Here is a 19,987-nt window from a genome sequence, read left to right on the forward strand (position 1 = left end):
CGAAATGCGTCGTCTGTGTTTGATCCTGCTGTCCCTCGGGCTCGGAGCATGCTCCAGCCCCAACCCTTACGTGGCCGCTTCGGCCCCGATCCCGCCGGCGCCGCCCCAGGCCGCCACCACGTTCGATGCCAGTGCCTACCCGGCGCCGGTGCGTGACTACGGTGCTTACCGCAATTGGGCTTGGCGCAATGGCCAATTACCGGCGGGCACCGCGTGGGCCGATTCGGCGCAGATCGCCGAAGCGGTCAGCGGGGCCCTCGACCAGCGCGGCCTGCGCCCGCTGCATGACAACCGCCCGGCGGACCTGCTGGTGAGCGCCGATGTTCGCCAGGAGAAGCGCCTGCGCCAAGTCCAGGATGATTACGGCTATGGTTACGGCGGCTATAACCGCTATGGCCCAGGCTACGGCATGTACAACAGCGTGCCGGTGGTGCGCACCTATGAAGTGCAAGTGGTGGTGGTTCGCATCAACCTGTTCGATGCCCGCAGCGGCCAGCCGGTGTGGAGCGCCAGCGCGGAAACCAGCAGCCAGGGCAGCCTCAGCGAGCGGGCCGATGCGCTGCGCCAGGCGGTACAAAAGGCCATGGCCGCGTATCCGCCGCATTAACCGCTATTCTCATTTAACGTGTCTGCCGCTTTTTGGAGAACCACCATGTTTCGTCGTATCGCTACGCTTGCGTTTGCTGTGCTGCTGAGCGGTTGCCAGACCAGTCAAGTCAACCACGACTTCGATGCCAGCCGGGACTTCGGTGCCTACCGCAGTTGGGCTTGGAAAGACCCCGCCCTGCAATACCGCCCCGATGATCCGCGCATCAAAAGCGACCTCACCGAGCAGCGCATCCGCCAAGCCGTCGGCGAGCAACTTGACCAGCGCGGTTTGCGCCCGGCGGCTGCCGGCGCCACGGCAGACGTGAACGTACAGGCTTACCTGATCGTCGAAGACCGCCAGCAGCAAGTCACCACCAACTACGGCGGCGCCTGGGGCGGTCCATGGAACGGCTATTGGGGCGCGCCGATGTACAACGAAACCCGCAACGTCACCTACAAAGTGGCGACCATCCAGATCGACCTGCTGGACGGCAAGGACGGCAAACTGGTGTGGCGCGGTAGCGATGAACAACTGATGAGCAGCACCCCGAACCCGCAGGACCGCAATAACGCGATCCGCACCACGGTCACGCGCATCCTCTCCAGCTATCCACCCCACTGATCGATCGCCGTGGGCTGCGCGGCAGCCCCCGCTAACCTTGTCTACACTCCATCGAACCTACGGAGAGTAAGCGCGAAGGAGTGCCTGATGTCTCCCCGAATCGGTTGCAGGCAGCGTGGCGCCATTAGCTTGATGGCGGCGGGCACCCTCGCGGTGGCCCTGGTCTTTCTTTTGCTGGCGGTGGACAGCGGCCGCCTGTATCTGGACAAGCGCAAATTACAATCCATCGCCGACACTTCGGCCCTGGAGGCCGCCGGGCGTGGCGGCCAGTGTAGCCCAACCACCACGGCCAACGACTATGCCAAGCAAAACGCCGCGCGCAATGGCTTCACCGTGGTCGCCGGCGACAGTAGCCGTGGCCTGGCGGTAACTTGCGGCACGCTGATCACCAATGCCGCCAATATTCGCGTCTTCAGCCCCGATGTCACCCAGAGCGAGGCCGTGCGCGTGGTGGCCACCCGCAGCGTGACGACCAGCATCGCCAGCGGCCTATGGAGTCTGTTCAGCGGCGGCTCGACGTCCACTCAAACCCAGCTCAGTGCCACCGCCGTGGCCGCCTATGCACCGCCCGTTGCGCAACTGAGCATCCGCAGCAACCTGGGCACCGTCGATTCGGCAAAGTCCGACGTTTTGAATCTGCTGATGGGCCGCCTGCTGGGCGGAAGCCTGTCGCTGACAGCCGCTGGCTGGAATGGACTGCTGGGCACCAACGTCAATCTGCTCGGCTACCTGGACCAGTTGGCGATCAGCTTGAACGTCAAGGCGGGTGACTATGAGGCGTTGCTCACCACGGCGGTGTCCGCCAATGAGCTGATTGATGCGGCAGTGAAAGTTCTGCAAACAAACGGCGCCGTGGCCACCGCCGTTATCAACGATGTAATCAAGGTTCAGGCGATTGCCCCCAGCACCCGGCAGTTGACGGTCGGGCAGTTGCTCAAGATCGCCACCGGTACACCGGCTGCCGCCTTGAACACCAACCTTCAACTGTTCCAACTGCTGCAAACCACCGCGCAGTTGTCCAGCAGCAAGAACCCCGTGAGCGCAGCGGTGCAGTTGAATATTCCGCTGGTGGGCAATGTATCGGTGCAGACCAAAGTCATCGACCCGCCGCAACTGTCGGCGGTCGGCAACCCGGCGAAGGCCAAGGCGGGGCTCAACAACGTGCCGCCGACGGATCAGATAGCCGTGCGCACGGCGCAGGTGCGCACGCTCATTACGGTTCAGGCGCCAGTTTTGAACGGGGTGGCTTCGGTGGCGACGGTATTGAATGGGCTGCGTACACCGGTTTCGAACCTGGTGGCAGGCCTGCTGAACCTGAATATTCCGGCGGCGGTGGGGGGGCTGTTGTGTCTGGTTTCGTGTGAAATCACCGACGTGGCGATCGCTGATACGTTGTCGATTTATCTCGAAGCCGGCAGCGCCGAAAGTCATGTCACCGATTATTCCTGCGCAACGCCGACCAGCAAATCGCTGACTGTTCAGGCGACAACGTCGGCGGCCACCTTGGGGGTCGGTACTGTCAGCCCGACGGCCTTGTCTTCCGCCTCGCCTGTGGTGGTTCAGCCGCTGAGGCTGGTGGATTTCGGCAAGCGCTCGTGTGCGGTCTTGAACCTGCTCTGCAGTCCCAACCGTACCCCCACGGTGGGCGGTGGTTTGACGGTCAGGGCGCTGTCCACCGTGGGCGCCCAGACCGGGACGCTGGTGTTTGCCCCCGTGGCTGAAATGAACACCACGCCGACGTATCTGCCGGCGTCGGGCTCGACCAATATCGTCGGCAGCCTGAGCGCCACATTGAGTGGTTTGCAGGTCACGTACGTGCCCCCCAGCGGCAGTGTATCCAGTGGCGCGCTGGCCGGGATGGCCAGCACGTTGAACACCATTACCAACGCGGTGATCGGCCTGGTTCAAGGTGTGCTTTCACCGATCCTCGACCCGGTCGTCAACAGCCTGCTCAAGTCCCTGGGCATCAGCCTGGGCAATGCCGAAGTCGGTGCCAACCTCAGTTGCCATATGGGCCGCGCTTACTTGGTGATCTGAGCCACCGGCAGTTCCACGCAGAATCGCGCGCCATGCTCGCCGTTGACCACGCTCAAGCGCCCGCCCATGTTTTCCACAATGCCGTAGCTCACCGACAAGCCCAGGCCGGTGCCCACACCGATGGGTTTTGTGGTGAAAAACGGCTCGAAAATCCGCTCCAGTAACCGCGGGTCGATGCCGCCGGCGTTGTCTTCCACCCAGATCCGCACATGTCGGCAGTCGTGCTCACAGTGCAGTGCGATCCACGGGCGCAGTTGCGGGTTCTTTTCGCGCCGGCTCGACAGCGCATCGCGGGCGTTGACCATCAGGTTGATCAGCACCTGTTCCAGTTGATCCACATAACCGGTGACCTGCACCGCCACGGCCGGCGGGGTGATGCGCAGTTCCACGCCCTTGCCGCGCAACCCCTCGCCGAGCAACGCCAGGGTGCCGTCCACCGCCTGGGCGGGGTCGAAGGGCTGTTGTTCGATTTCCGAGCGGCGGCCGAACACGCGCATATGGTCGACCACCCGGGTTGCGCGTTGCACCTGGGCGTCGATGCGCTGGAGTTTTTCGGTGAGGTACGCCACTTCGACCTTGCCGTCGCCCAAACGCTTGAGCACGTTAACGATGGCCATGCGCATCACATTCAGCGGCTGGTTGATTTCGTGGGCCAGGCCGGTGGCCATTTCACCGAGGGTGGCCATTTTGGCGCTTTGGGTCAGTTGCTGCTGGGAGCGCCGCACCTCGGTGTTGTCGCGGCCCACGGCCTGCACTTCGACCAGCACCCCCTGGGCATCGAACACGCCACGGTCCGACCACACCCACCAGGCATGTTCGCGCCCCGGTAATTCCAGGCTGATTTCCGCCGTACTCACCGGAAACTCCGGGGTCAGCTGATGGATGCGCTGCACAAAGGCCTGGCGCTGTTCGTCCGACAACCAATGGCCCAGGTTCATGCCCGGCAACTGGGCGGGTGGGCATTCGAGGTAGTTGGCCAGCGGCGTGTTGCCGAAGGTGAGGGTCAGGTCTGGGCGGTAGCGGCAGATCATCGCCGGCGAGTCTTCCACCAGGATGCGGTAACGCTCTTCGCTTTGCTGGATGCGGTCGGCGGCCAGGGTCGCTTCGGTGACATCCAGCCACAAGCCCACGGCTTCCACCGGTATGCCAAGGTCGTCGCGCAGCAACTTGGCCTCGTCGAGCAGCCAGTGGTAATGCCCCTGTTTGTCGCGCACGCGATAGCGGCTGCGCACACTGCCTTCGCGCAGCAGTTGGCGCGTGCGCTCGAAGTAGAGGTCGCGGTCGTCGGCGTGGATCAGGGCCGGCAGGTGTTCGTGGTCGCAGTCGGCCAGGGTCCAGCCGAGCAGCGGCAATAGGCTGTCGCTGAAGAATGCCGAGTGCAGCGCGCCGCTGACATAACGCTGCACATAGATCACCGCCGGGGCGCTGGCGATCAGGTTGTCCAGGCGCGCATGGGCGGCGGCGGCGTGCAGTTGCTGGTTCTTGATGTCGCTGATGTCCAGCATAAAACCGACCCAGCGCCGGTGTTCGCCTTCGCCCAGCACCTGGCCTTGCACGCGATACCACAGCGGGTTTTGCGTGGCGTCGCTGCGTTGCAGGCGCACCCCTGCCAGCAGCGGTGTGCCTAGGGTTTGCAAGTCGTGCAGGCGGCTGTGCAGCTCCTGGCGGTCGGCGGGATGGATCAGTTCCAGCCACCGCGCCAACGGTTGCCGGGTGGGGCCGTGTTCCAGGCTGAGGCTGTGCAGCAACTGCGGAGCCAGTTGGATTTCATCGGTGCCGGGCAGCAGTTCCCACCAGCCGGTGCCGAGCAGGCCTTGCAGGGCTTCGACCCGTTCCAATTGCTGGTGATGGTGCTGTTCGCGCAGGCGGCTGAGCAGCGGGCCGGCGAGGGCGGCGGCCAGGTCCAGCCAGTCCTGGTCGCGCATAGGCGCCTGGCCTCGGTAGAAACCGCACAGCAACCAGGCGGCGACCCCCTGGCCGTCCCGATATGGCACCAGAAAACCGTCGGCTTGCCCGAATACGCTGTGCAGACGCGGGTTGTCGCTGCGGCCTAGTGTTTCGTCCAGGCGCAGCGGTGCGTTGCCGTGGATGCTGTCCAGGCGCGTGCCCAAACGCTGGCCGGTTTGCCACAGCGCGGGTGCGTCGTGGGCGGCGTACTGGCTGTAGATCCGCCAACCCTGATCTTCTTCATCCAGCAGCGCCAGGCCCACGCAAGGAATTCGCCAGCGCTGCGCCAGGCTGCGCAGGTGCTCATGGAACACTTCGGGCAAGCGGTTGAGGCTGCACACCCGCAGTTGCTGGCTTATCTGGCAGGCCAGCAGATGGTTCTGTTCGCGGTCCTGGGCCAGTTGCTGGCCGGCGAGCAAATCGCCGACGTCCAGCACACGCAACACCCAGCCGTCGCTGTTCGGTTCAACCCAGCCACGGGTGTGCAAAACCTGGCCGGCGGTGCCTTGGAAATCCAGGTCCAGGTTCTGATGCTGCCACTCGGCCGGGTTGCCTTCGATGCTCAGGGCACTGCTGGCACATAACAAGGCGCTCAGGTGGGGCCGAGGCTCGCTTAAAGCTCCCGGTGCCAGTTGCGCCCTTAACGCGACGCTGAGTGTCAGGACATGCCCTAGATGATCCAACTGCACCGACAGGCCTTTGCCTGTGCTGGTATGCGGCTCAACGCTTACCGCGCCAGTACGGCCGAGCAGCCTGTCGAAGAGGTTTTCGCCCGGGGTCAAAATTGCAGGCTCGAACGGGCGGACAGGTTGGTTGGCAGCCTGGGGACGGTACCCACGCCCGGCAGCACCAACGCAGGGAACACCGCATAGAGTTGGCTGGTGGGGTAGGCGATCTCGACGGTCAATGTGTTGGCGCTGTAGGTCGCGTTTACGTACTCACGCTTGAATTGGAAGCTGGAGGGGATCCAGCTCAACTGGCTCACCACGGTGTCTTTGGCGCGTTGGGTCAGCTGCGTCCCGTAGGCGTTGCCGGCGCTCGTCGGGTCCACCGCCATGGCCTGGCGCACGGCCTCGGCGGCGGCCTGGTTGAACGACTGCATCAACAGCAGCGGCAGGCTGAAGCTGATCAACCCGTAGAACACCGCAAAGAAAATTCCGAAGACCAAGGCAAATTCGATGGCGGCTGCGCCTTTTTGCAGGCGAGGGAGGCCGGTTTTCATGACTGCGTCTATCCTGACGGCTACTACTTGATATCAGCATAGAATCAATCAGCGAAAAGGGACTTTTTTTACGTGATTCACGGCGTGGTGATACTGGTGTGGCTGGGCGTTTGTGCCGTGCAGGACGTGCGCCAGCGGCAGATCGCCAACCCGCTGACCTTGGGCGTGGCCTTAGTGGCGCTGATCTACCTGAACGCCAGCGGCACCACTTGGCTCGGCGCGCCCGCCGCTGACGGCGGTTGGGCATTGGCCCTGGCGCTGCTGTTGACCCTGCCAGGCTACGCCCTGGGACGGTTCGGCGCGGGGGATGTGAAGTTGCTCGCAGCGCTGGGCTTGGCCAGCGAGGTGGACTGCCTGCTGTGGTCGTTGATCGGCGCGGCCTTTGTGCAAGGTGGCTGGGTGCTGGTTCATCAACGGCTTGCGGTGCGCCCACCGGGAACGGCCGCAAGCCTGTCAACAAAGCAGCCGTTCGCACCCTGTGTACTGGTGGGGTTCGCACTCTATTGGCTGTGGGCCCATTAGTCGCAGGAACGGCCCGGTGCGGTGTACAGAGTGACAAACTGCGTCTAGGTTTAGGAGGGACAGGCAATCGCCGTAGTCGTCAAATGGATAGGTCGCCCTTAGGCTTGCCAGGCATGGAGTAGCGCGTGAACAGGCTGACATCGGCAGTGAAAGTGCTCGTGGTCGACGATCAACCCCTGATCGTGGAAGAGCTGTGTGAGTTTCTTGAAAGCAGCGGTTATGGCTGCGTCCCCTGTGAATCCAGTCATCATGCGTTGCAGTGTTTTAGCGACGACATCGAGATCGGCCTGGTGCTGTGCGACCTGCATATGCCGGACATGAACGGCATCGAACTGGTGCAGGCCATGCAGAAAATCGCCGGCAAGCAGCGCGCGTTCGAAGCGATCATGCTCACCGGTCGCGCCGACAAACAGGACGTGATCAAAGCGCTGCGCGCGGGGATCGCGGATTACTACCAGAAACCCATCGACCTCCACGAATTGCTCGAAGGCATACAGCGCCAGGAAGCCGTTTTGGACGAGCGACAGAAAGAGCTGCAACTGGGGCACCTGAACCAGAAGTTGCAGTATCTCTCGGCCTCGATCAATGACCTGTACCACGACCTCGACAAGGTGCGACGCGGCCCTGGAAGCACCGAACACGGCGATCTGCCGGTGGAGGGTGCCGCGCCGTTGGCGCTATCGCCGATCCTCGCGCAGTTGTCCCCGCGCCAGGCCGATGTGGCGCGGTTGGTGGGCAAGGGCCAAACCAACTACCAGATCGCCTGTGAGCTGGGCATCACCGAAAACACGGTCAAGCTGTACGTGTCCCAGGTGCTGCGCCTGACCCATATGCACAATCGCACTCAGTTGGCGTTGGCCCTGTCGCCGAACGGGACGGCTCTGCGCCAGCGCGTTACGGCGCACTGACGGCGCTTTATCGGCCCGTGCCGCCGGACGCGGCGGCGCCACTGCCCTGTTCGAAGAACTCCGGGATCGGATGCTTGTTGCTGTCCAGCCAGCGCTGCAATGCCTGCTCCCGCTCGGCGGGGCTGCTGCTTTGCGGCGTGGGCGAGGCGGCGTGGCCGTTGACCTGCAACGTCAGCCACTGTTCAGTCTCGGCTTGCTGCGGCGAGGACGGCCCCGGTTCGATAGCTGACGCCGCCAGGGGCAGCAAGGCCAGGCATAGCAGATGCTGGGATTTCATGGTGTCGACTCCTAGCGCAGGTTCATCGGCGGTGCGTCGCTGGCGGCCGCTACGTTATGTGCGGCCGTGCTGGAACCCTTGAGCTTTTGCGCACGGGCCTGGGCCTCGGTGACCTGCTCCGGGCTCAGCCCCAATTGGCTGACCACCTTCGCCGCTTGGCCCCAATCGTCTTGGTAGATCAGCAGAGTCACCAGATTGACGGCTGCGAGCAGGTCTTCCTGCTTGAGTTCGATGGCGGTCATAAACTCAAAGCGCGCGTCTTCCAGCCGCTGTTGTTTGAGGTAAACCACGCCCAGGTCATTGCGGATTTTTTCGTCGGTGGGCGCCAGCCGCGCAGCCCGTTGCAGGTGGGCCAGGGCCTGGGCTGCATCGCCGTGTGTCGCGGCCAGTTGCCCCAGGCCGTGTTCGCCTTCGGCAGTCATGCAGGTGCCGAGCAGGCTGCGATACAACGGCTCGGCCTCGCTGCGTCCGAGCAAGCGGTAAGCTCGGGCCTTGCGCTGGCGCACCTGGGGCAAGGCATCTGGCAGGTTTTGCAGGTTGGCCAGGCTGGCGTGCAGCTTGCCTTCGTTGGCCAAGTCATCGGCCAGGTTCAGCGCCAGTTCCTGTTCCGAACCGGGCTTGGCGCATTGGCCGGGCGTGGTTAGCGCGGCCCACGGCGATTGACCGTTGCTGGCGCAACCGCCGAGCATCATCACGACCAATGTGGCAATCAGAGCTTTCATCAGGGCTTTCCTCAAAAGTGGCTCAAGGCGCGGGCGATGCCGATAAAGGCCGGGCCGCCGAGCACGATCAGCAAGGCCGGAAACAGAAACACCATCATCACCACCGACATTTTTGCCGACATCTTCGAAATGTATTCCTGCAAACGGGTCAGGCGTCGGTCGTCGAGTAATTGCTTGAGGGCCAGCAGTGATTTCATTGCACCGCCGCCTTGCAGGATCAGTTGCTGAAGGATGGTGCAGGTTTCGTTGAACTCATCCACCGCCAGCAGCCGTGCGGTCTTGCCCAATTCCTCGCCCAGCTCCAGGCCCGAGTCGACACGGGCCAGAATCAGGCGCAGTTCCTGGGTCAGTTCCGGCAGCAGGCGCTGCCCTTCGGTGCTGAGCACGCGCAGGGCCTGTTCAACCGCCATGCCGGACTCGAACAAAATGCGCAGCAGCGGAATGAAGGTCGAGACCTCCACGGCGATGCGCTGCTGCCGATGCTTGGCGATGGACGCCAGAATGCGCTTGGGCAACAGGTAGCCCAGGCCGAGTGCCACCAGCGGAGCAATCCACGGCGAGGACGTATGTGGGTACAGCAATTGCTGGCCCACCAGCGTCACCCCCAGCAGCACCAGCGGCGTGCCGACCTGGCAGGCGGCGAACATCGAGCGCTGGCTGGCCTTGCGCCAGCCGACACGGTTGAGCAGGGTCTGGGTCTCGGTGTCCAGGGTCACTGAGCGTTGCGCCAGGGGGCTGGTGCCGAGATGGCGCATCAGGTTGCCGAACCGCGCTTCGCGGGTCATTTGGCCGAGCAGACGCTGATTCACCAGGCGCTGGCGGCGGCGCTGTTCCAGCCAGTGGCCGGCCACCAGCACCAACGCCGCAAGAAACATCAGCACGCTCGCCAGCAGGGCCATTTCAGATACTCCGCAACATGCGCCACATCACGAAGCTGCCCGTCAGCTCCATGGCCAGGGCGCCGAACAGCATGTAGCGCCCGGTTTCGTCGTTCCACAGGGTCATCAGGTAGTTCGGGTTGGCCACCATGAAATACCCCACCATGCACACCGGCAGCCCGGCCAGCACATACGCGGTCATGCGCGTCTCGCCGGTCATGGCCTTGAGCTGGCGCGCGCCTTGTTCCTTTTCGCGGATCATCTTGATCAGGTTTTCCAGCAGCTCGCTGGCATTGCCGCCGTAGCGATGGTTGACCTTCAGGCCCAGGGCGAACAGGCGAAATTCGTCGCGTTCGTAGAATTGCGCGAAATCATGCACGGACTCCGGCAAGCTCACCCCCAGTTGTACGTTGCGCTGGATACGGCCCATGGCTTGCTTGAGCGGTTCGTCGGACGCCTCGATACCGCCGAGCACCGCATCGGCCAGGGTGCGTCCCGACTTGAGGCTGCGCACGGTGTAATCGAGCAAGGACGGCAGTTGTTCGATCATTCGCGCCACACGGTGCTGATAGCGCCAGGCGATATAGCCGCGCGCGGCCAGTGGCGGCAGCACGATCATCAACAGCAGCCCAGGCCACTCGGCCGCCAGCAGCCCCAACAACGCGCCGAGTGCCCAACCGACCAGCCACAGCCCCAGGCGCTCGCTAGGTTTACCCAGGCCGGCGCGTTGAAACATGCGCTCCAGGCCGACCCAGGCGGCGCGGGTAGGCACCGTCGTGGGCTGGCCTTTGGCAAGCCGTTCCAGCACACGGTCGGTGCTGGCGCGGCGCACGCCATTTTGGAAAAGGCTGTAGGACAGGCCCACCAGAACGATGCAGATCAGCAGCAGGATCGGGCCGGTCATGGTGCGTCTCCTTACAGCGTGATTTCGCGGCGCAGTTTGTCGCCCGCCGGGTTGAGTGCTTCACGGGCGAAGCCGAAGCCGGTGCGGCGGTCGAGGCGAAACAGCGTATTGGTCACGTAGATGTCATCGCGCACACCCACCACTTCCACGACTTCGCTCACGCAGCGTCGACCATCGGGCAGGCGGGTGAGCTGGATCACCACATCCAGCGCCGCGCAGATCATCTGTCGCAGGGTTTTTTCCGCCACCGCGCGGCCGGTGAGGCCCACCAGGGTTTCCAGGCGCAGCAGTGCATCCTGGGCGTTGTTGGCGTGCACGGTGCTCATGGACCCGTCGTGACCGGTGTTCATCGCGGTCAGCACATCGAGCACTTCCACGCCGCGGATTTCACCGAGGATGATGCGGTCCGGGCGCATGCGCAGGGCGTTGCGGATCAAATCGCTGGCCTTGACTTCGCCATGCCCCTCGGCATTCGGCGGCCGGGTTTCCAGGCGCACCACATGGGGATGGCCCAGTTGCAGTTCGGCGACATCTTCGATGGTCACCAGGCGTTGATGAGGGTTGATCAATTGGCTGAGGATATTCAGCAACGTGGTCTTGCCGGTGCCGGTGCCGCCGCTGATCAAGATGTTGCACCGCTTGCCCACCGCTTCCTGGAAAAACTCGAAGATATTCTGGTCGATGGTCTGCATCGCCACCAAGTCGCTGCTCTTGAGCATGTCCTTGCGGAATTTACGGATCGACAGGCATGGGCCGTCCAGCGCAATCGGCGGAATGATCGCGTTGACCCGGCTGCCGTCGGGCAAGCGCGCATCGACCATCGGCGACGATTCGTCCAGGCGCCGGCCCAGCGGCGCGAGGATACGCTGCATCACCCGCTCCACATGGTGCGCATCGATAAAGCGCAGGTCGCTCTGATGCAGCAGGCCGTCGCGTTCGATAAAGACCCGGTGCGGCCCGTTGACCAGGATTTCGGTCACCGACGCGTCGCGCAACAGCACTTCCAGCGGCCCGAAGCCGGTCAGTTCGTCAACGATTTCCTCGGCCAGGCGCTCCATTTCATAACGGGAAATCGCCAGGTGCATGCGCGTGATGTATTCCGAAACCTTGTCGATCACCAGTTGTGCCAGGGTTTGGCGCGTGCCTTCCAGCAGGTTTTTGCCCGACTCTTCGATGGCGTCGATGATGTAGCGGTGCAGCACCAGTTTCAGGCCATCGTGATCGTGATGGCCTGGGGTGCCGGCAGCGGGGCCGCCGAAGAGTTTTTCGCCGTTCACCGGGCAGTCCTGCGCAGGCGTTCAAACCAGCGTGTTGACGGTTTTTGCAGACCTTCTGAGCGTCTGGCCAGGCGCTCGCCAAGGGTGCGCAACGCCAGGGTCAGGGGTTCGCGGGGGGCGAGGCTGAACAGGCTCTGGCCCTGATTTTTGGCGTTCATGCGCAGTTCCGCGCTCAGGGGCAGCACCGCGATGCACTCCAGCCCGAAGCTTTTTTCCAGGGTGTCGGTGTCGGGGGGACAGGCTTTGAGGTAGCGGTCCACCAGCAGCTTGGCGTGTTCGAGTTTCATGCCTTTTTCCCGCCACAGGTTCAGCACCGCCAGGTTGCGCCGACAGTCGAGCACGCTCTGGTCGGTGCACCACAGCAGCTTGTCGCAGTGGCTGACAAAGGTACGCAGGGCTTCGCTGTCGGCTTGCCCGGTGAGGTTTACGACGATGTGCTGGAAGTGCTGACGTAGGGCACTGAGCAGCATGTACACCTCGGCGGCGCTGGTCAGTTCCAGCGGCTCGTCATTGCCGGCGTAGGCGAGGATGCGCAGGTTGTCGTCGGCGCGGGCGAAGGCACTGTCGATCAAGGTGGGGTCCAGGCGCCGCAGATGGCGCAGGGCGTCGCCGAAGTTGAAGGTGCTGTCCAGGCCCAGCAGCGCAAGGCTGTCGCCGCGCGGCAGGCCCAGGTCGAGCAACAAGGTTTGCTGCCCACTCTTTTGCACCACCATGGCCAGGTGGCTGGCCAGCAGGGCGCCATCGGCGTTGCCCTGGGTGCCGTAAAGCACCGTAAGGCCTCCCAGGTGAGCGCTCGGCGCGCTGGGCGGCAGGCGTTTGCTCAGGCGGCGCACCAGCCCCGCCACTTCGCTGGAGCGCGAGCCATAGGCGACAAAATCCCGTGCGCCGGCGCGCATCGCGTTGAGCACCAACTGGTTGTCCATGCCGTCGCCCAGGGCGACGATTGCCAGCATCGGCTTGGCTTCCAAAGCGCCCTCGATCAGCGTGGTCTGGGCCACTACATGCTCGCGGTCCAGGCCGATGAACACCAGGTTGGCGAAGGTCACATCCACCAGCGCGAGCAACTCATCCAGGCTGCCCCCACCGGCGCCCACCACTTGGCCGAGGGGCGCAAGGGCTCCTTGCAGCCATTCCAGGTCGATGTTGTTGCGGGTGATCGCCAGGAAGGTCTGGCTCAGGCTATCGCTCATTGGGACAGTCCACTGCTGCGGTCGAAGTGACCGTTTTCCAGAAAAAACAGGCGGTACCAGTTCGGGTCGTAGTTGCGCAGTTTTTCACCGGGCAGAGACGGCAGTTGCGCATTGGCGGCCAGCGGTTGCACCAGATGCGGGGTGACAATCATCAACAACTCCTTTTCTTCGCGACTGGTGGTGGCGTCGCGAAAAAACGCGCCGAGGATCGGGATATCACCCAACCCCGGAAACTTGTTGATAGTGGAACGGCTATTGGTGCTGATCAGGCCGCTGATCACAAAACTTTCGCCATCGGCCAGGGACACGCTGGTGTCGGTGCGGCGCACGGTCAGCGCCGGCACTTGGATGCCCTGGATCTGTACAGCGTTGCTGTAGTCCAGCTCGCTGACTTCCGGCGCGACCTTGAGGCTGATGCGGTTGCGGTCGATCACCGTGGGCGTGAGCGTCAGGCGAATGCCGAACTCCTTGTATTCGATGGAGATGCTGTCGCTGCCAGCGCTTGGCACCGGCACCGGCACTTCGCCGCCCGCGAGAAAACTGGCGCTCTGGCCGCTCATCGCCACCAGGCTAGGGCGCGCCAGGGTGTAGGCAAAACCGCTGCGCTCCAAGGCGTTGATCATGGCCTTGACCCGCCCGCCGCCGAAACCAATGTTAAAGCTGTCGGCGCTCACCGGAAGTTTGAACACACCCTCCGAGGGTGACAGCAGGTTGGGACTGCCGAAGAAAAAATTGCTGCCGTTGCCAAGCAGGCGGGTACTGGCTTCCTTGAGCTTGCTGCGGCTGACTTCGACAAAGCGGATGTCGGTTTGCACTTGGCTGGGCAGCAGCGGGTCCTGGGACGGCGACAGCGACAGGCTGGTGAGCGCCGAGGTGGCCTTGCCTTTGACGAACACCATGCTCTGGCGCGGCGCGCTGGCGCAGGCGGTCCAGACCATCAGGCTGGTGGCGCCACTGGCGACGCCGGTGAGCAGAAAGTGGCGGTCGCCGTTGACCCGCACATCGGCAATCTTGGGATCGCCAATCGCCAGGCGGGTGATGGCGACCGGCGATTGCAGTTCCTGTTGCAACCCTTCGCCCACCTCCAGCACGGCGGGCAGTTGGCCCAATGCGCTGCAATTGCCTTGCGCCGCCAGGACAATGCCCGCCGGCAAGCACGTCAGCAGCACGGCCCAGGCCATTTGCGCGAGCGAGGGGGCGTAGCGATGGCTCATTCACTGCATCCTTGCATGGTCACGGGGTTTGTTGAGTGGCTTGGGCGCCACGTATCACTTCGATACCTCGGCGAACGGCAGGGGCGGTGTCGGTCTGCGCGAGACTTTTAGGCGGGCCGATCAGCGCCAGTTGGGTGAATTGGTAAAGGTCGCGATTGGCTTCGGCGAGTTTGCTCGCCGCGTCGCTTTCGCCGGCCCAATAGCGGCCGAGCAGTTGTTCATCGGCGCTGCGTACGGCCAGGCGCAAAGTGCCGGCTTGTGCCGCAAGCATCAGGCGGCTCAATAGCGGCTCGGGCACCGCCAGCACCACGGTGCGCGCGGCGGCGCGGCGTTGGGCGGCCTGCACACGTTCCTCCACGGTTGCCGGCGCCGGCACGGCGGGCTGGCCGTCGTTGCCCAGGCCCAATTGATCGCCGACGCTGAGCAGGCGCAGCGCGGGAATGATGATCTGGGCCGACTGCTCTGCGTTCCCGGTGTCGCGCCCCAGAAACAGCAACACATCCACGTAATCACCGGGGCTCAGTTGCCCGCCCGCACCGATAATTTCGTCCACCGCGACGGCCAGCGCGCGTTCATCCGGGCGAATCATGCGCGCCAGCGGGCCGCCTTCGCTGAAGCTTTGGTCGTTGAGCCAGGTGCCAGCGCCCAGGGCACGCAACGGTATGCGGCCGATGGCCTGATCGACTTCCGTGAGGCTACCGGCGGGCACCGTGCGCAGTTTTTCCAGCGCCAGGTCGGCAGCGGTAAGAGGCGCGAATGCTGGCACATCATGCACCAGCACCACCACGGGGCGACGGGTCTGGTCTTCGACGGCGGCAGCGGTGCTTTCCACGGAAACCACCGGGGCGGCAACAGGCTCCGGCGTGCGGCTCAACACCAAGCCCCAATACCCGGCGATCAATGCACCGACGAGCAGCAAGCCAGCCAGCGCCATGCTGATACGACTGTTCATGACGGCTCTCCCTTTCCCGTTGCACTGCCTGCCCGTGTATCCAAACGGGTGAAATCGCAACCTGGCTGTGATGAACATCTAACGATTTGGCTATTTGACGGTAGCTCAGCTAGGACGAAACGCCATTACCGTCTGGAAAATTAATCCGTACTTTCCTTATCGCCTTTTAATAACGGCAACACAGCGGCGATAACCTTACGACTAATACTTTGTGATTAATTAGTTCTTACAGTTGTGAGGGGTAGGTTTGTTGTCAATGCTCTAAAGGCATGCCGCGATCAACCGCGCTAGAGCCGTACCGGCTTGCTGTGTCGTATTAGGGAGAAGCCTTATGTTCCTTGACCAGATGTTGAAGCTTTATGTGCAGGCGCAACTTTTCTTCAAGCGCGAAGAGGGGGCGTCAGGTATTGAATACGCCATTATCGTGGCGTTAGTTGCACTGGTAATTGTTGGTGCCGGCGCGGGGCTTGGCGATAAGATCAAATCGATCTTCGACAGTATTGCCACCAAGATGACCACTTAAATAACTTCACGAACTATTCGTGGCCATCATCCTTTAGGCTTTTTGATTTCAGGAATGTCTATGAGCGCCTCTTCGCCAACCCGCCAGCAAATTCTTTTGGTGGACGACGAAGAGGACGCCCTGGTCGAGCTTGCCGAGTCCCTCGAAAACGAAGGATTCGAATGCTACACCGCCACCTCCGTCACCTTCGCCTTGCAGGAACTGACCCTGCACCCGGACATCGCCCTGGTGATCACTGACCTGCGTATGCCCGAGGAAAGCGGTATCTCCTTGATCAAGCGCCTGCGCGAACACACGGACCGCTCGCACTTGCCGGTAATCGTTATGTCCGGTCACGCCGAGATGGATGACGTCAGCGACTTGCTGCGCTTGCAAGTGCTGGACCTGTTTCGCAAACCGATCTATCTGGCGCGGCTGGTCGATACGTTGAACAGCCTGTTTCCCAAACACGTCACACGGTTCAAGCCTTGAGCGGCCAACGGTGCTCAGCCGATGGGCTGCCACCTGCCGACCATATGCTCAATCCCGCCCGCACCGTTCAACACCCACTCGCCACTCGAACCGGCGGCGCTGGCCGATAGGTGCACTTCGCTGGGCAGCCGCACCGGTTTTCTGAACTCCACAAACAGTTCGATATTGGCCGCGGGCAGATGCTCACCCAGAGCCGCCAGGCTGCGCGCCTTGTTCCATAAACCATGGGCGATGGCCTGGGGAAACCCGAACAGTCTGGCGGTGAGGGCGCTGAGGTGGATCGGGTTGTAGTCGCCGGACACCCGTGCGTAGCGGCGGCCGATGTCGCTGGGGGCGTTCCAGCGCGTCAGTTCGCTGACCTGGGCGGGCGTGGGCAGAGGCTCATCCTCTGCCGGGCCTGACAGCTTCACGCCTCGGCACAGCATGCGGCTCTCGCCTTCCCACAGCAGGCCGAGGGCGTCCTCGACGGTGGTGATCAGGTCGAAAGTCGCGCCTTTGGCGTGTGGCTTGAGGTTCTGTGCGTGCACGCCAATCCACAGTTCGCCCACGCCGCCCAAGGGGCGGTGCACGCGGATGCGGTTACTCAAGTGGATCAGCCCGAGCAGGGGAAACGGGAACGCTTTGTCGGTGAGCAATTGCATCTGCACGCCGAAGGTGAGGATATGCGGGTAGGTGGCCGGCAGCATCGGGCTGTCGGCAAAGCCGCACACCTTGCGATAGGCCGCCACCGCCTTGGGATCGACGCTGACCCGGCAGCGCAACCCCAGGTCGGGCAGGCTGGTGCCGCTGATCTTGCGCTTGAGCGCTGCACGCCAATACAGCGGCGGCAGGAACGGTCGGTTGCTTAAGGTCTGCCACTGCATGCTCACGCTCCCAATAGACTTTGCCCACACACCCGTAGGGCTTGCCCGCTGACCGCGCCGGAACCCGGCTGGCCCAGCCACGCCACGGCCTCGGCGACGTCCTGAGGCAAGCCGCCCTGGCCCAACGAACTCATGCGCCGCCCGGCTTCGCGCAGGGCGAAGGGAATATGCGCGGTCATCTGGGTTTCGATAAACCCGGGCGCGACGGCATTGATGCTGATGCCCCGCTGCTTGAGCAGCGGCGCCCAGGCTTCGGCCAGGCCGATCAAACCGGCCTTGCTCGCCGCGTAATTGGTTTGCCCGCGGTTGCCAGCGATGCCGCTGATGGAGGCCAGCAGCACCACGCGGGCGTTGTCGCGCAGGGTGCCGCTGTCGAGCAGGGCTTTGGTCAGTACTTGCGGCGCATTCAGATTGACCGCCAGTACGGCATCCCAATATTCCGGGGTCATATTGGCCAGGGTCTTGTCGCGGGTGATGCCGGCGTTATGCACCAGAATGTCGAGACCCTCGGGCAGATGTTCGATCAACTGCGTGGCGGCGTCTTCGGCGCAGATATCCAGGATGACGGTGCGCGCCCCCAGGCGTGCGGCCAGGGCTTCCAGATCGGTCTTGGCCTGGGGCACATCGAGCAGGATCACCTCGGCGCCGTCGCGGGCCAGGGTTTCGGCGATGGCCGCACCGATGCCACGGGCGGCGCCGGTGACCAGGGCCTTGCGCCGCGCCAGGGGGCGGGTCCAGTCCTCTACCGGGGTGGCGCAGGCTTGCAGGCGAATCACCTGGCCTGAAATGTAGGCGCTCTTCGGCGATAGGAAGAAGCGCAGCGCGCCTTCCAGTTGCGCCTCGGCGCCGTCGCCGACATACAGCAACTGCAACACGCCGCCATTGCGCAGTTCTTTGGCCAAGGAGCGGCTGAAGCCTTCCAGGGCGCGCTGGGCACTGGCGGCAAACGGATCGCTGAGGCTTTCCGGGGCGCGGCCGAGAATCACCAAGTGGGCGCTATGGTCGAGATTTTTCAGCAGCGGCTGAAAGAATTCGCGCAGTTGCTTGAGCGAATCGGTGTGCTGCAGGCCGCTGGCGTCGAACACCACCGCTTTGAGCTTGGGGCCATGGCCGGGGATCCATGCGGGGGCTTCCAGCGGTTCGGCGCCATAGCTGTAAATGGCATCGGTGAGTCTGTTGGCGAACGGCAGCACTTGGGCCGCCAGTGCGCCGCCGCCGAGCAGCAAGGCGCCCTCGACCGGCCGCAGGCGCCCGGCCTGCCAGCGTTCCAGGCGTCCCGGCGACGGCAGGCCAATGGCGGCGACCAGGCGCTGGCCGAGGCTGGAGTTGGCGAAGTCGATATAACGGTCAGACATGGAACGCTCTCCGAAGGCTGGGGTTCAAAGGGTTGACCATCCCAGGGTAGCAGTCGTTCGACTAGGCTTATCCTTCCAGGCCACGGCGGCCGGCCCACCACACACAGGGAGCTTTCCATGACTCAATTGCGGCGTGTAGCGATCATTGGCGCAAATCGCATTCCTTTCGCCCGCTCCAATGGCCCCTACGCTACTGCGAGCAACCAGGCGATGCTGACGGCTGCCCTGGAAGGTTTGATCGAACGCTACAACCTGCACGGCTTGCGCCTGGGCGAAGTGGCCGCCGGTGCGGTACTCAAGCATTCGCGGGATTTCAACCTGACCCGCGAATGCGTGCTGGGCTCGCGCCTGTCGCCGCAAACCCCGGCCTACGACATCCAACAAGCCTGCGGCACCGGGCTGGAGGCGGCGCTGCTGGTGGCCAACAAAATCGCTCTGGGCCAGATCGAATGCGGCATTGCCGGCGGCGTGGACACCACTTCCGACGCGCCGATCGGTGTGAATGAGGGGTTGCGCAAGATCCTGCTGCAGGCCAATCGCAGTAAGTCGATGGCGGATAAATTAAAAGTCCTGTTACAACTTCGTCCCCATCACCTCAAACCTGAACTGCCGCGCAATGGCGAACCGCGTACTGGCCTATCCATGGGCCAGCACTGCGAGTTGATGGCTCAGACCTGGCAGATCCCCCGGGCAGAACAGGACCAACTTGCTCTTGAGAGCCATCAGAAAATGTCCGCCGCCTACGCCGAAGGCTGGCACGACGATCTGATCACGCCGTTTTTGGGCCTGACCCGCGACAACAACCTGCGCTCCGATCTGACGCTGGAGAAACTCGCCGCCCTCAAACCGGCCTTTGAACGCAGCGAGAGGGGCACCCTCACCGCAGGCAATTCCACGCCGCTGACCGACGGCGCCTCCCTGGTGCTGCTGGGCAGTGAGGCATGGGCTCAGGAGCGTGGCCTGCCGATCCTGGCTTACCTGCGCGATGGCGAAGCGGCCGCGGTGGATTTCGTCAACGGCGCCGAAGGCTTGCTGATGGCGCCGGTGTATGCGGTTCCGCGCCTGCTGGCCAGGAACGGTCTGACGCTGCAGGACTTCGATTATTACGAGATCCACGAAGCCTTCGCCGCCCAAGTGTTGTGCACACTCAGGGCCTGGGAAGATGCCGATTACTGCAAGACCCGCCTGGGCCTCGACGCGCCGTTGGGCGCCATCGACCGCAGCCGGCTCAATGTCAAAGGCAGCTCCCTGGCGGCGGGGCATCCGTTTGCCGCCACCGGCGGGCGCATTGTTGCCAACCTGGCGAAATTGTTGGAGACGGCGGGCAAGGGCCGTGGGCTGATCTCGATCTGCGCCGCCGGCGGGCAAGGGGTGACCGCGATCATTGAGCGTTAACGGCGCCCCGGAATTGGCCTATTGGTTGCATTCTTAAACGGGCAAAGATCAGTCGCCTCTCCCACCCGCGAGCCGATTGCCGTATAACGAGTGCCATACGCGTATTTGGTAACAAAGGAC

20 protein-coding genes are annotated in these 19,987 nt (G+C 63.4%); 8 read left to right on the forward strand and 12 right to left on the reverse strand.

The features are described from left to right. Positions 1 to 4: 4 nt before the first annotated feature. The 3 genes from HRH33_RS04030 to HRH33_RS04040 all read left to right on the forward strand — a co-directional run bounded on the left by HRH33_RS04030 (position 5) and on the right by HRH33_RS04040 (position 3,247). Positions 5 to 607, forward strand: a complete 603-nt coding sequence (locus HRH33_RS04030) for a DUF4136 domain-containing protein (protein ID WP_167418485.1) — start codon at positions 5 to 7, stop codon at positions 605 to 607. A gap of 45 nt (positions 608 to 652) precedes the next feature. Beyond that, positions 653 to 1,210 carry a DUF4136 domain-containing protein gene (locus HRH33_RS04035; protein ID WP_167418486.1) on the forward strand — a complete coding sequence of 186 codons (558 nt, stop codon included), beginning with the start codon at positions 653 to 655 and terminating at the stop codon, positions 1,208 to 1,210. An 87-nt stretch (positions 1,211 to 1,297) separates the two neighbouring features. Continuing rightward, entirely contained in the window at positions 1,298 to 3,247 is a 1,950-nt protein-coding gene (locus HRH33_RS04040; protein ID WP_167418487.1) for a pilus assembly protein TadG-related protein, read from the forward strand. Here the strand turns inward: HRH33_RS04040 and HRH33_RS04045 are convergent. Together HRH33_RS04045 and HRH33_RS04050 are read right to left on the reverse strand one after the other, a co-directional pair. Next, a complete protein-coding gene (locus tag HRH33_RS04045; RefSeq protein WP_167418488.1) occupies positions 3,232 to 5,976 on the reverse strand; it encodes a PAS domain-containing sensor histidine kinase in 2,745 nt (914 codons plus the stop codon). The two genes, HRH33_RS04040 and HRH33_RS04045, sit on opposite strands and share 16 nt — an antisense overlap. Beyond that, positions 5,973 to 6,416, reverse strand: coding sequence for a TadE/TadG family type IV pilus assembly protein (locus HRH33_RS04050; protein ID WP_034136723.1), 444 nt, complete (start codon positions 6,414 to 6,416; stop codon positions 5,973 to 5,975). Before HRH33_RS04050 ends, HRH33_RS04045 begins: the two co-directional genes overlap by 4 nt. A gap of 72 nt (positions 6,417 to 6,488) precedes the next feature. Between HRH33_RS04050 and HRH33_RS04055 the strand changes: the two genes are divergently transcribed. Beyond that, complete coding sequence (locus tag HRH33_RS04055; RefSeq protein WP_167418489.1) at positions 6,489 to 6,938, forward strand: prepilin peptidase; 450 nt, start codon at positions 6,489 to 6,491, stop codon at positions 6,936 to 6,938. A gap of 125 nt (positions 6,939 to 7,063) precedes the next feature. Further along, positions 7,064 to 7,846 (forward strand): response regulator transcription factor, encoded by a 783-nt coding sequence (locus HRH33_RS04060; protein WP_167418490.1) that lies wholly within the window; start codon positions 7,064 to 7,066, stop codon positions 7,844 to 7,846. Between the two features lie 7 nt (positions 7,847 to 7,853). On the opposite strand, the gene HRH33_RS04065 is transcribed toward HRH33_RS04060, so the two are convergent. The 8 genes from HRH33_RS04065 to cpaB are packed head-to-tail and all read right to left on the reverse strand — an operon-like array spanning position 7,854 to position 15,260. Next, the gene (locus HRH33_RS04065) at positions 7,854 to 8,123 is read right to left on the reverse strand and encodes a DUF3613 domain-containing protein (protein ID WP_167418491.1); all 270 of its coding nucleotides are present in this window, start codon (positions 8,121 to 8,123) and stop codon (positions 7,854 to 7,856) included. Positions 8,124 to 8,134: 11 nt separating this feature from the next. After that, positions 8,135 to 8,845 carry a tetratricopeptide repeat protein gene (locus tag HRH33_RS04070; protein ID WP_167418492.1) on the reverse strand — a complete coding sequence of 237 codons (711 nt, stop codon included), beginning with the start codon at positions 8,843 to 8,845 and terminating at the stop codon, positions 8,135 to 8,137. Between the two features lie 11 nt (positions 8,846 to 8,856). Continuing rightward, positions 8,857 to 9,744: a type II secretion system F family protein gene (locus HRH33_RS04075; RefSeq protein ID WP_167418493.1), complete on the reverse strand. Its 888-nt coding sequence runs from the start codon at positions 9,742 to 9,744 to the stop codon at positions 8,857 to 8,859. Position 9,745: 1 nt separating this feature from the next. Next, the gene (locus HRH33_RS04080) at positions 9,746 to 10,627 is read right to left on the reverse strand and encodes a type II secretion system F family protein (protein WP_094065053.1); all 882 of its coding nucleotides are present in this window, start codon (positions 10,625 to 10,627) and stop codon (positions 9,746 to 9,748) included. An 11-nt stretch (positions 10,628 to 10,638) separates the two neighbouring features. After that, positions 10,639 to 11,904: a TadA family conjugal transfer-associated ATPase gene (locus tag HRH33_RS04085; protein ID WP_034136730.1), complete on the reverse strand. Its 1,266-nt coding sequence runs from the start codon at positions 11,902 to 11,904 to the stop codon at positions 10,639 to 10,641. Further along, positions 11,901 to 13,094, reverse strand: a complete 1,194-nt coding sequence (locus HRH33_RS04090) for a CpaE/TadZ family protein (RefSeq protein ID WP_167418494.1) — start codon at positions 13,092 to 13,094, stop codon at positions 11,901 to 11,903. The genes HRH33_RS04085 and HRH33_RS04090 overlap by 4 nt, the downstream gene beginning before the upstream one ends. Continuing rightward, positions 13,091 to 14,308: a type II and III secretion system protein family protein gene (locus tag HRH33_RS04095; protein WP_167418495.1), complete on the reverse strand. Its 1,218-nt coding sequence runs from the start codon at positions 14,306 to 14,308 to the stop codon at positions 13,091 to 13,093. Before HRH33_RS04095 ends, HRH33_RS04090 begins: the two co-directional genes overlap by 4 nt. Before the next feature lie 19 nt (positions 14,309 to 14,327). Then, on the reverse strand, positions 14,328 to 15,260 hold the full coding sequence (gene cpaB, locus HRH33_RS04100; protein WP_167418496.1) for a Flp pilus assembly protein CpaB: 933 nt from the start codon (positions 15,258 to 15,260) through the stop codon (positions 14,328 to 14,330). 331 nt (positions 15,261 to 15,591) lie between these two features. Between cpaB and HRH33_RS04105 the strand changes: the two genes are divergently transcribed. Beyond that, a complete protein-coding gene (locus tag HRH33_RS04105) occupies positions 15,592 to 15,783 on the forward strand; it encodes a Flp family type IVb pilin (RefSeq protein WP_034136734.1) in 192 nt (63 codons plus the stop codon). Between the two features lie 60 nt (positions 15,784 to 15,843). Beyond that, entirely contained in the window at positions 15,844 to 16,254 is a 411-nt protein-coding gene (locus tag HRH33_RS04110; protein WP_034136735.1) for a response regulator, read from the forward strand. A gap of 14 nt (positions 16,255 to 16,268) precedes the next feature. Here HRH33_RS04110 and HRH33_RS04115 read toward each other — a convergent pair whose 3' ends face one another. Together HRH33_RS04115 and HRH33_RS04120 are read right to left on the reverse strand one after the other, a co-directional pair. Beyond that, positions 16,269 to 17,117: a MaoC family dehydratase gene (locus HRH33_RS04115; protein WP_167418497.1), complete on the reverse strand. Its 849-nt coding sequence runs from the start codon at positions 17,115 to 17,117 to the stop codon at positions 16,269 to 16,271. Between the two features lie 2 nt (positions 17,118 to 17,119). After that, positions 17,120 to 18,472: a 3-oxoacyl-ACP reductase gene (locus tag HRH33_RS04120; RefSeq protein ID WP_167418498.1), complete on the reverse strand. Its 1,353-nt coding sequence runs from the start codon at positions 18,470 to 18,472 to the stop codon at positions 17,120 to 17,122. A gap of 117 nt (positions 18,473 to 18,589) precedes the next feature. On the opposite strand from HRH33_RS04120, the gene HRH33_RS04125 reads away from it, so the two are divergent. Then, positions 18,590 to 19,867, forward strand: coding sequence for an acetyl-CoA C-acetyltransferase (locus HRH33_RS04125; RefSeq protein ID WP_167418499.1), 1,278 nt, complete (start codon positions 18,590 to 18,592; stop codon positions 19,865 to 19,867). Positions 19,868 to 19,987: the final 120 nt, after the last annotated feature.

This window comes from Pseudomonas rhodesiae, from assembly GCF_013285305.1.
Taxonomy (GTDB): domain Bacteria; phylum Pseudomonadota; class Gammaproteobacteria; order Pseudomonadales; family Pseudomonadaceae; genus Aquipseudomonas; species Aquipseudomonas rhodesiae.

What these genes read in the sequence shown, in the direction of transcription:
- HRH33_RS04030 (WP_167418485.1), top strand. Translation starts at nt 5, where the DNA reads ATGCGTCGTCTGTGTTTGATCCTGCTGTCCCTCGGGCTCGGAGCATGC.
- HRH33_RS04035 (WP_167418486.1), top strand. Translation starts at nt 653, where the DNA reads ATGTTTCGTCGTATCGCTACGCTTGCGTTTGCTGTGCTGCTGAGCGGT.
- HRH33_RS04040 (WP_167418487.1), top strand. Translation starts at nt 1,298, where the DNA reads ATGTCTCCCCGAATCGGTTGCAGGCAGCGTGGCGCCATTAGCTTGATG.
- HRH33_RS04050 (WP_034136723.1), bottom strand. Translation starts at nt 6,416, where the DNA reads ATGAAAACCGGCCTCCCTCGCCTGCAAAAAGGCGCAGCCGCCATCGAA.
- HRH33_RS04065 (WP_167418491.1), bottom strand. Translation starts at nt 8,123, where the DNA reads ATGAAATCCCAGCATCTGCTATGCCTGGCCTTGCTGCCCCTGGCGGCG.
- HRH33_RS04070 (WP_167418492.1), bottom strand. Translation starts at nt 8,845, where the DNA reads ATGAAAGCTCTGATTGCCACATTGGTCGTGATGATGCTCGGCGGTTGC.
- HRH33_RS04075 (WP_167418493.1), bottom strand. Translation starts at nt 9,744, where the DNA reads ATGGCCCTGCTGGCGAGCGTGCTGATGTTTCTTGCGGCGTTGGTGCTG.
- HRH33_RS04080 (WP_094065053.1), bottom strand. Translation starts at nt 10,627, where the DNA reads ATGACCGGCCCGATCCTGCTGCTGATCTGCATCGTTCTGGTGGGCCTG.
- HRH33_RS04090 (WP_167418494.1), bottom strand. Translation starts at nt 13,094, where the DNA reads ATGAGCGATAGCCTGAGCCAGACCTTCCTGGCGATCACCCGCAACAAC.
- HRH33_RS04095 (WP_167418495.1), bottom strand. Translation starts at nt 14,308, where the DNA reads ATGAGCCATCGCTACGCCCCCTCGCTCGCGCAAATGGCCTGGGCCGTG.
- cpaB (WP_167418496.1), bottom strand. Translation starts at nt 15,260, where the DNA reads ATGAACAGTCGTATCAGCATGGCGCTGGCTGGCTTGCTGCTCGTCGGT.
- HRH33_RS04105 (WP_034136734.1), top strand. Translation starts at nt 15,592, where the DNA reads ATGTTCCTTGACCAGATGTTGAAGCTTTATGTGCAGGCGCAACTTTTC.
- HRH33_RS04110 (WP_034136735.1), top strand. Translation starts at nt 15,844, where the DNA reads ATGAGCGCCTCTTCGCCAACCCGCCAGCAAATTCTTTTGGTGGACGAC.
- HRH33_RS04115 (WP_167418497.1), bottom strand. Translation starts at nt 17,117, where the DNA reads ATGCAGTGGCAGACCTTAAGCAACCGACCGTTCCTGCCGCCGCTGTAT.
- HRH33_RS04120 (WP_167418498.1), bottom strand. Translation starts at nt 18,472, where the DNA reads ATGTCTGACCGTTATATCGACTTCGCCAACTCCAGCCTCGGCCAGCGC.
- HRH33_RS04125 (WP_167418499.1), top strand. Translation starts at nt 18,590, where the DNA reads ATGACTCAATTGCGGCGTGTAGCGATCATTGGCGCAAATCGCATTCCT.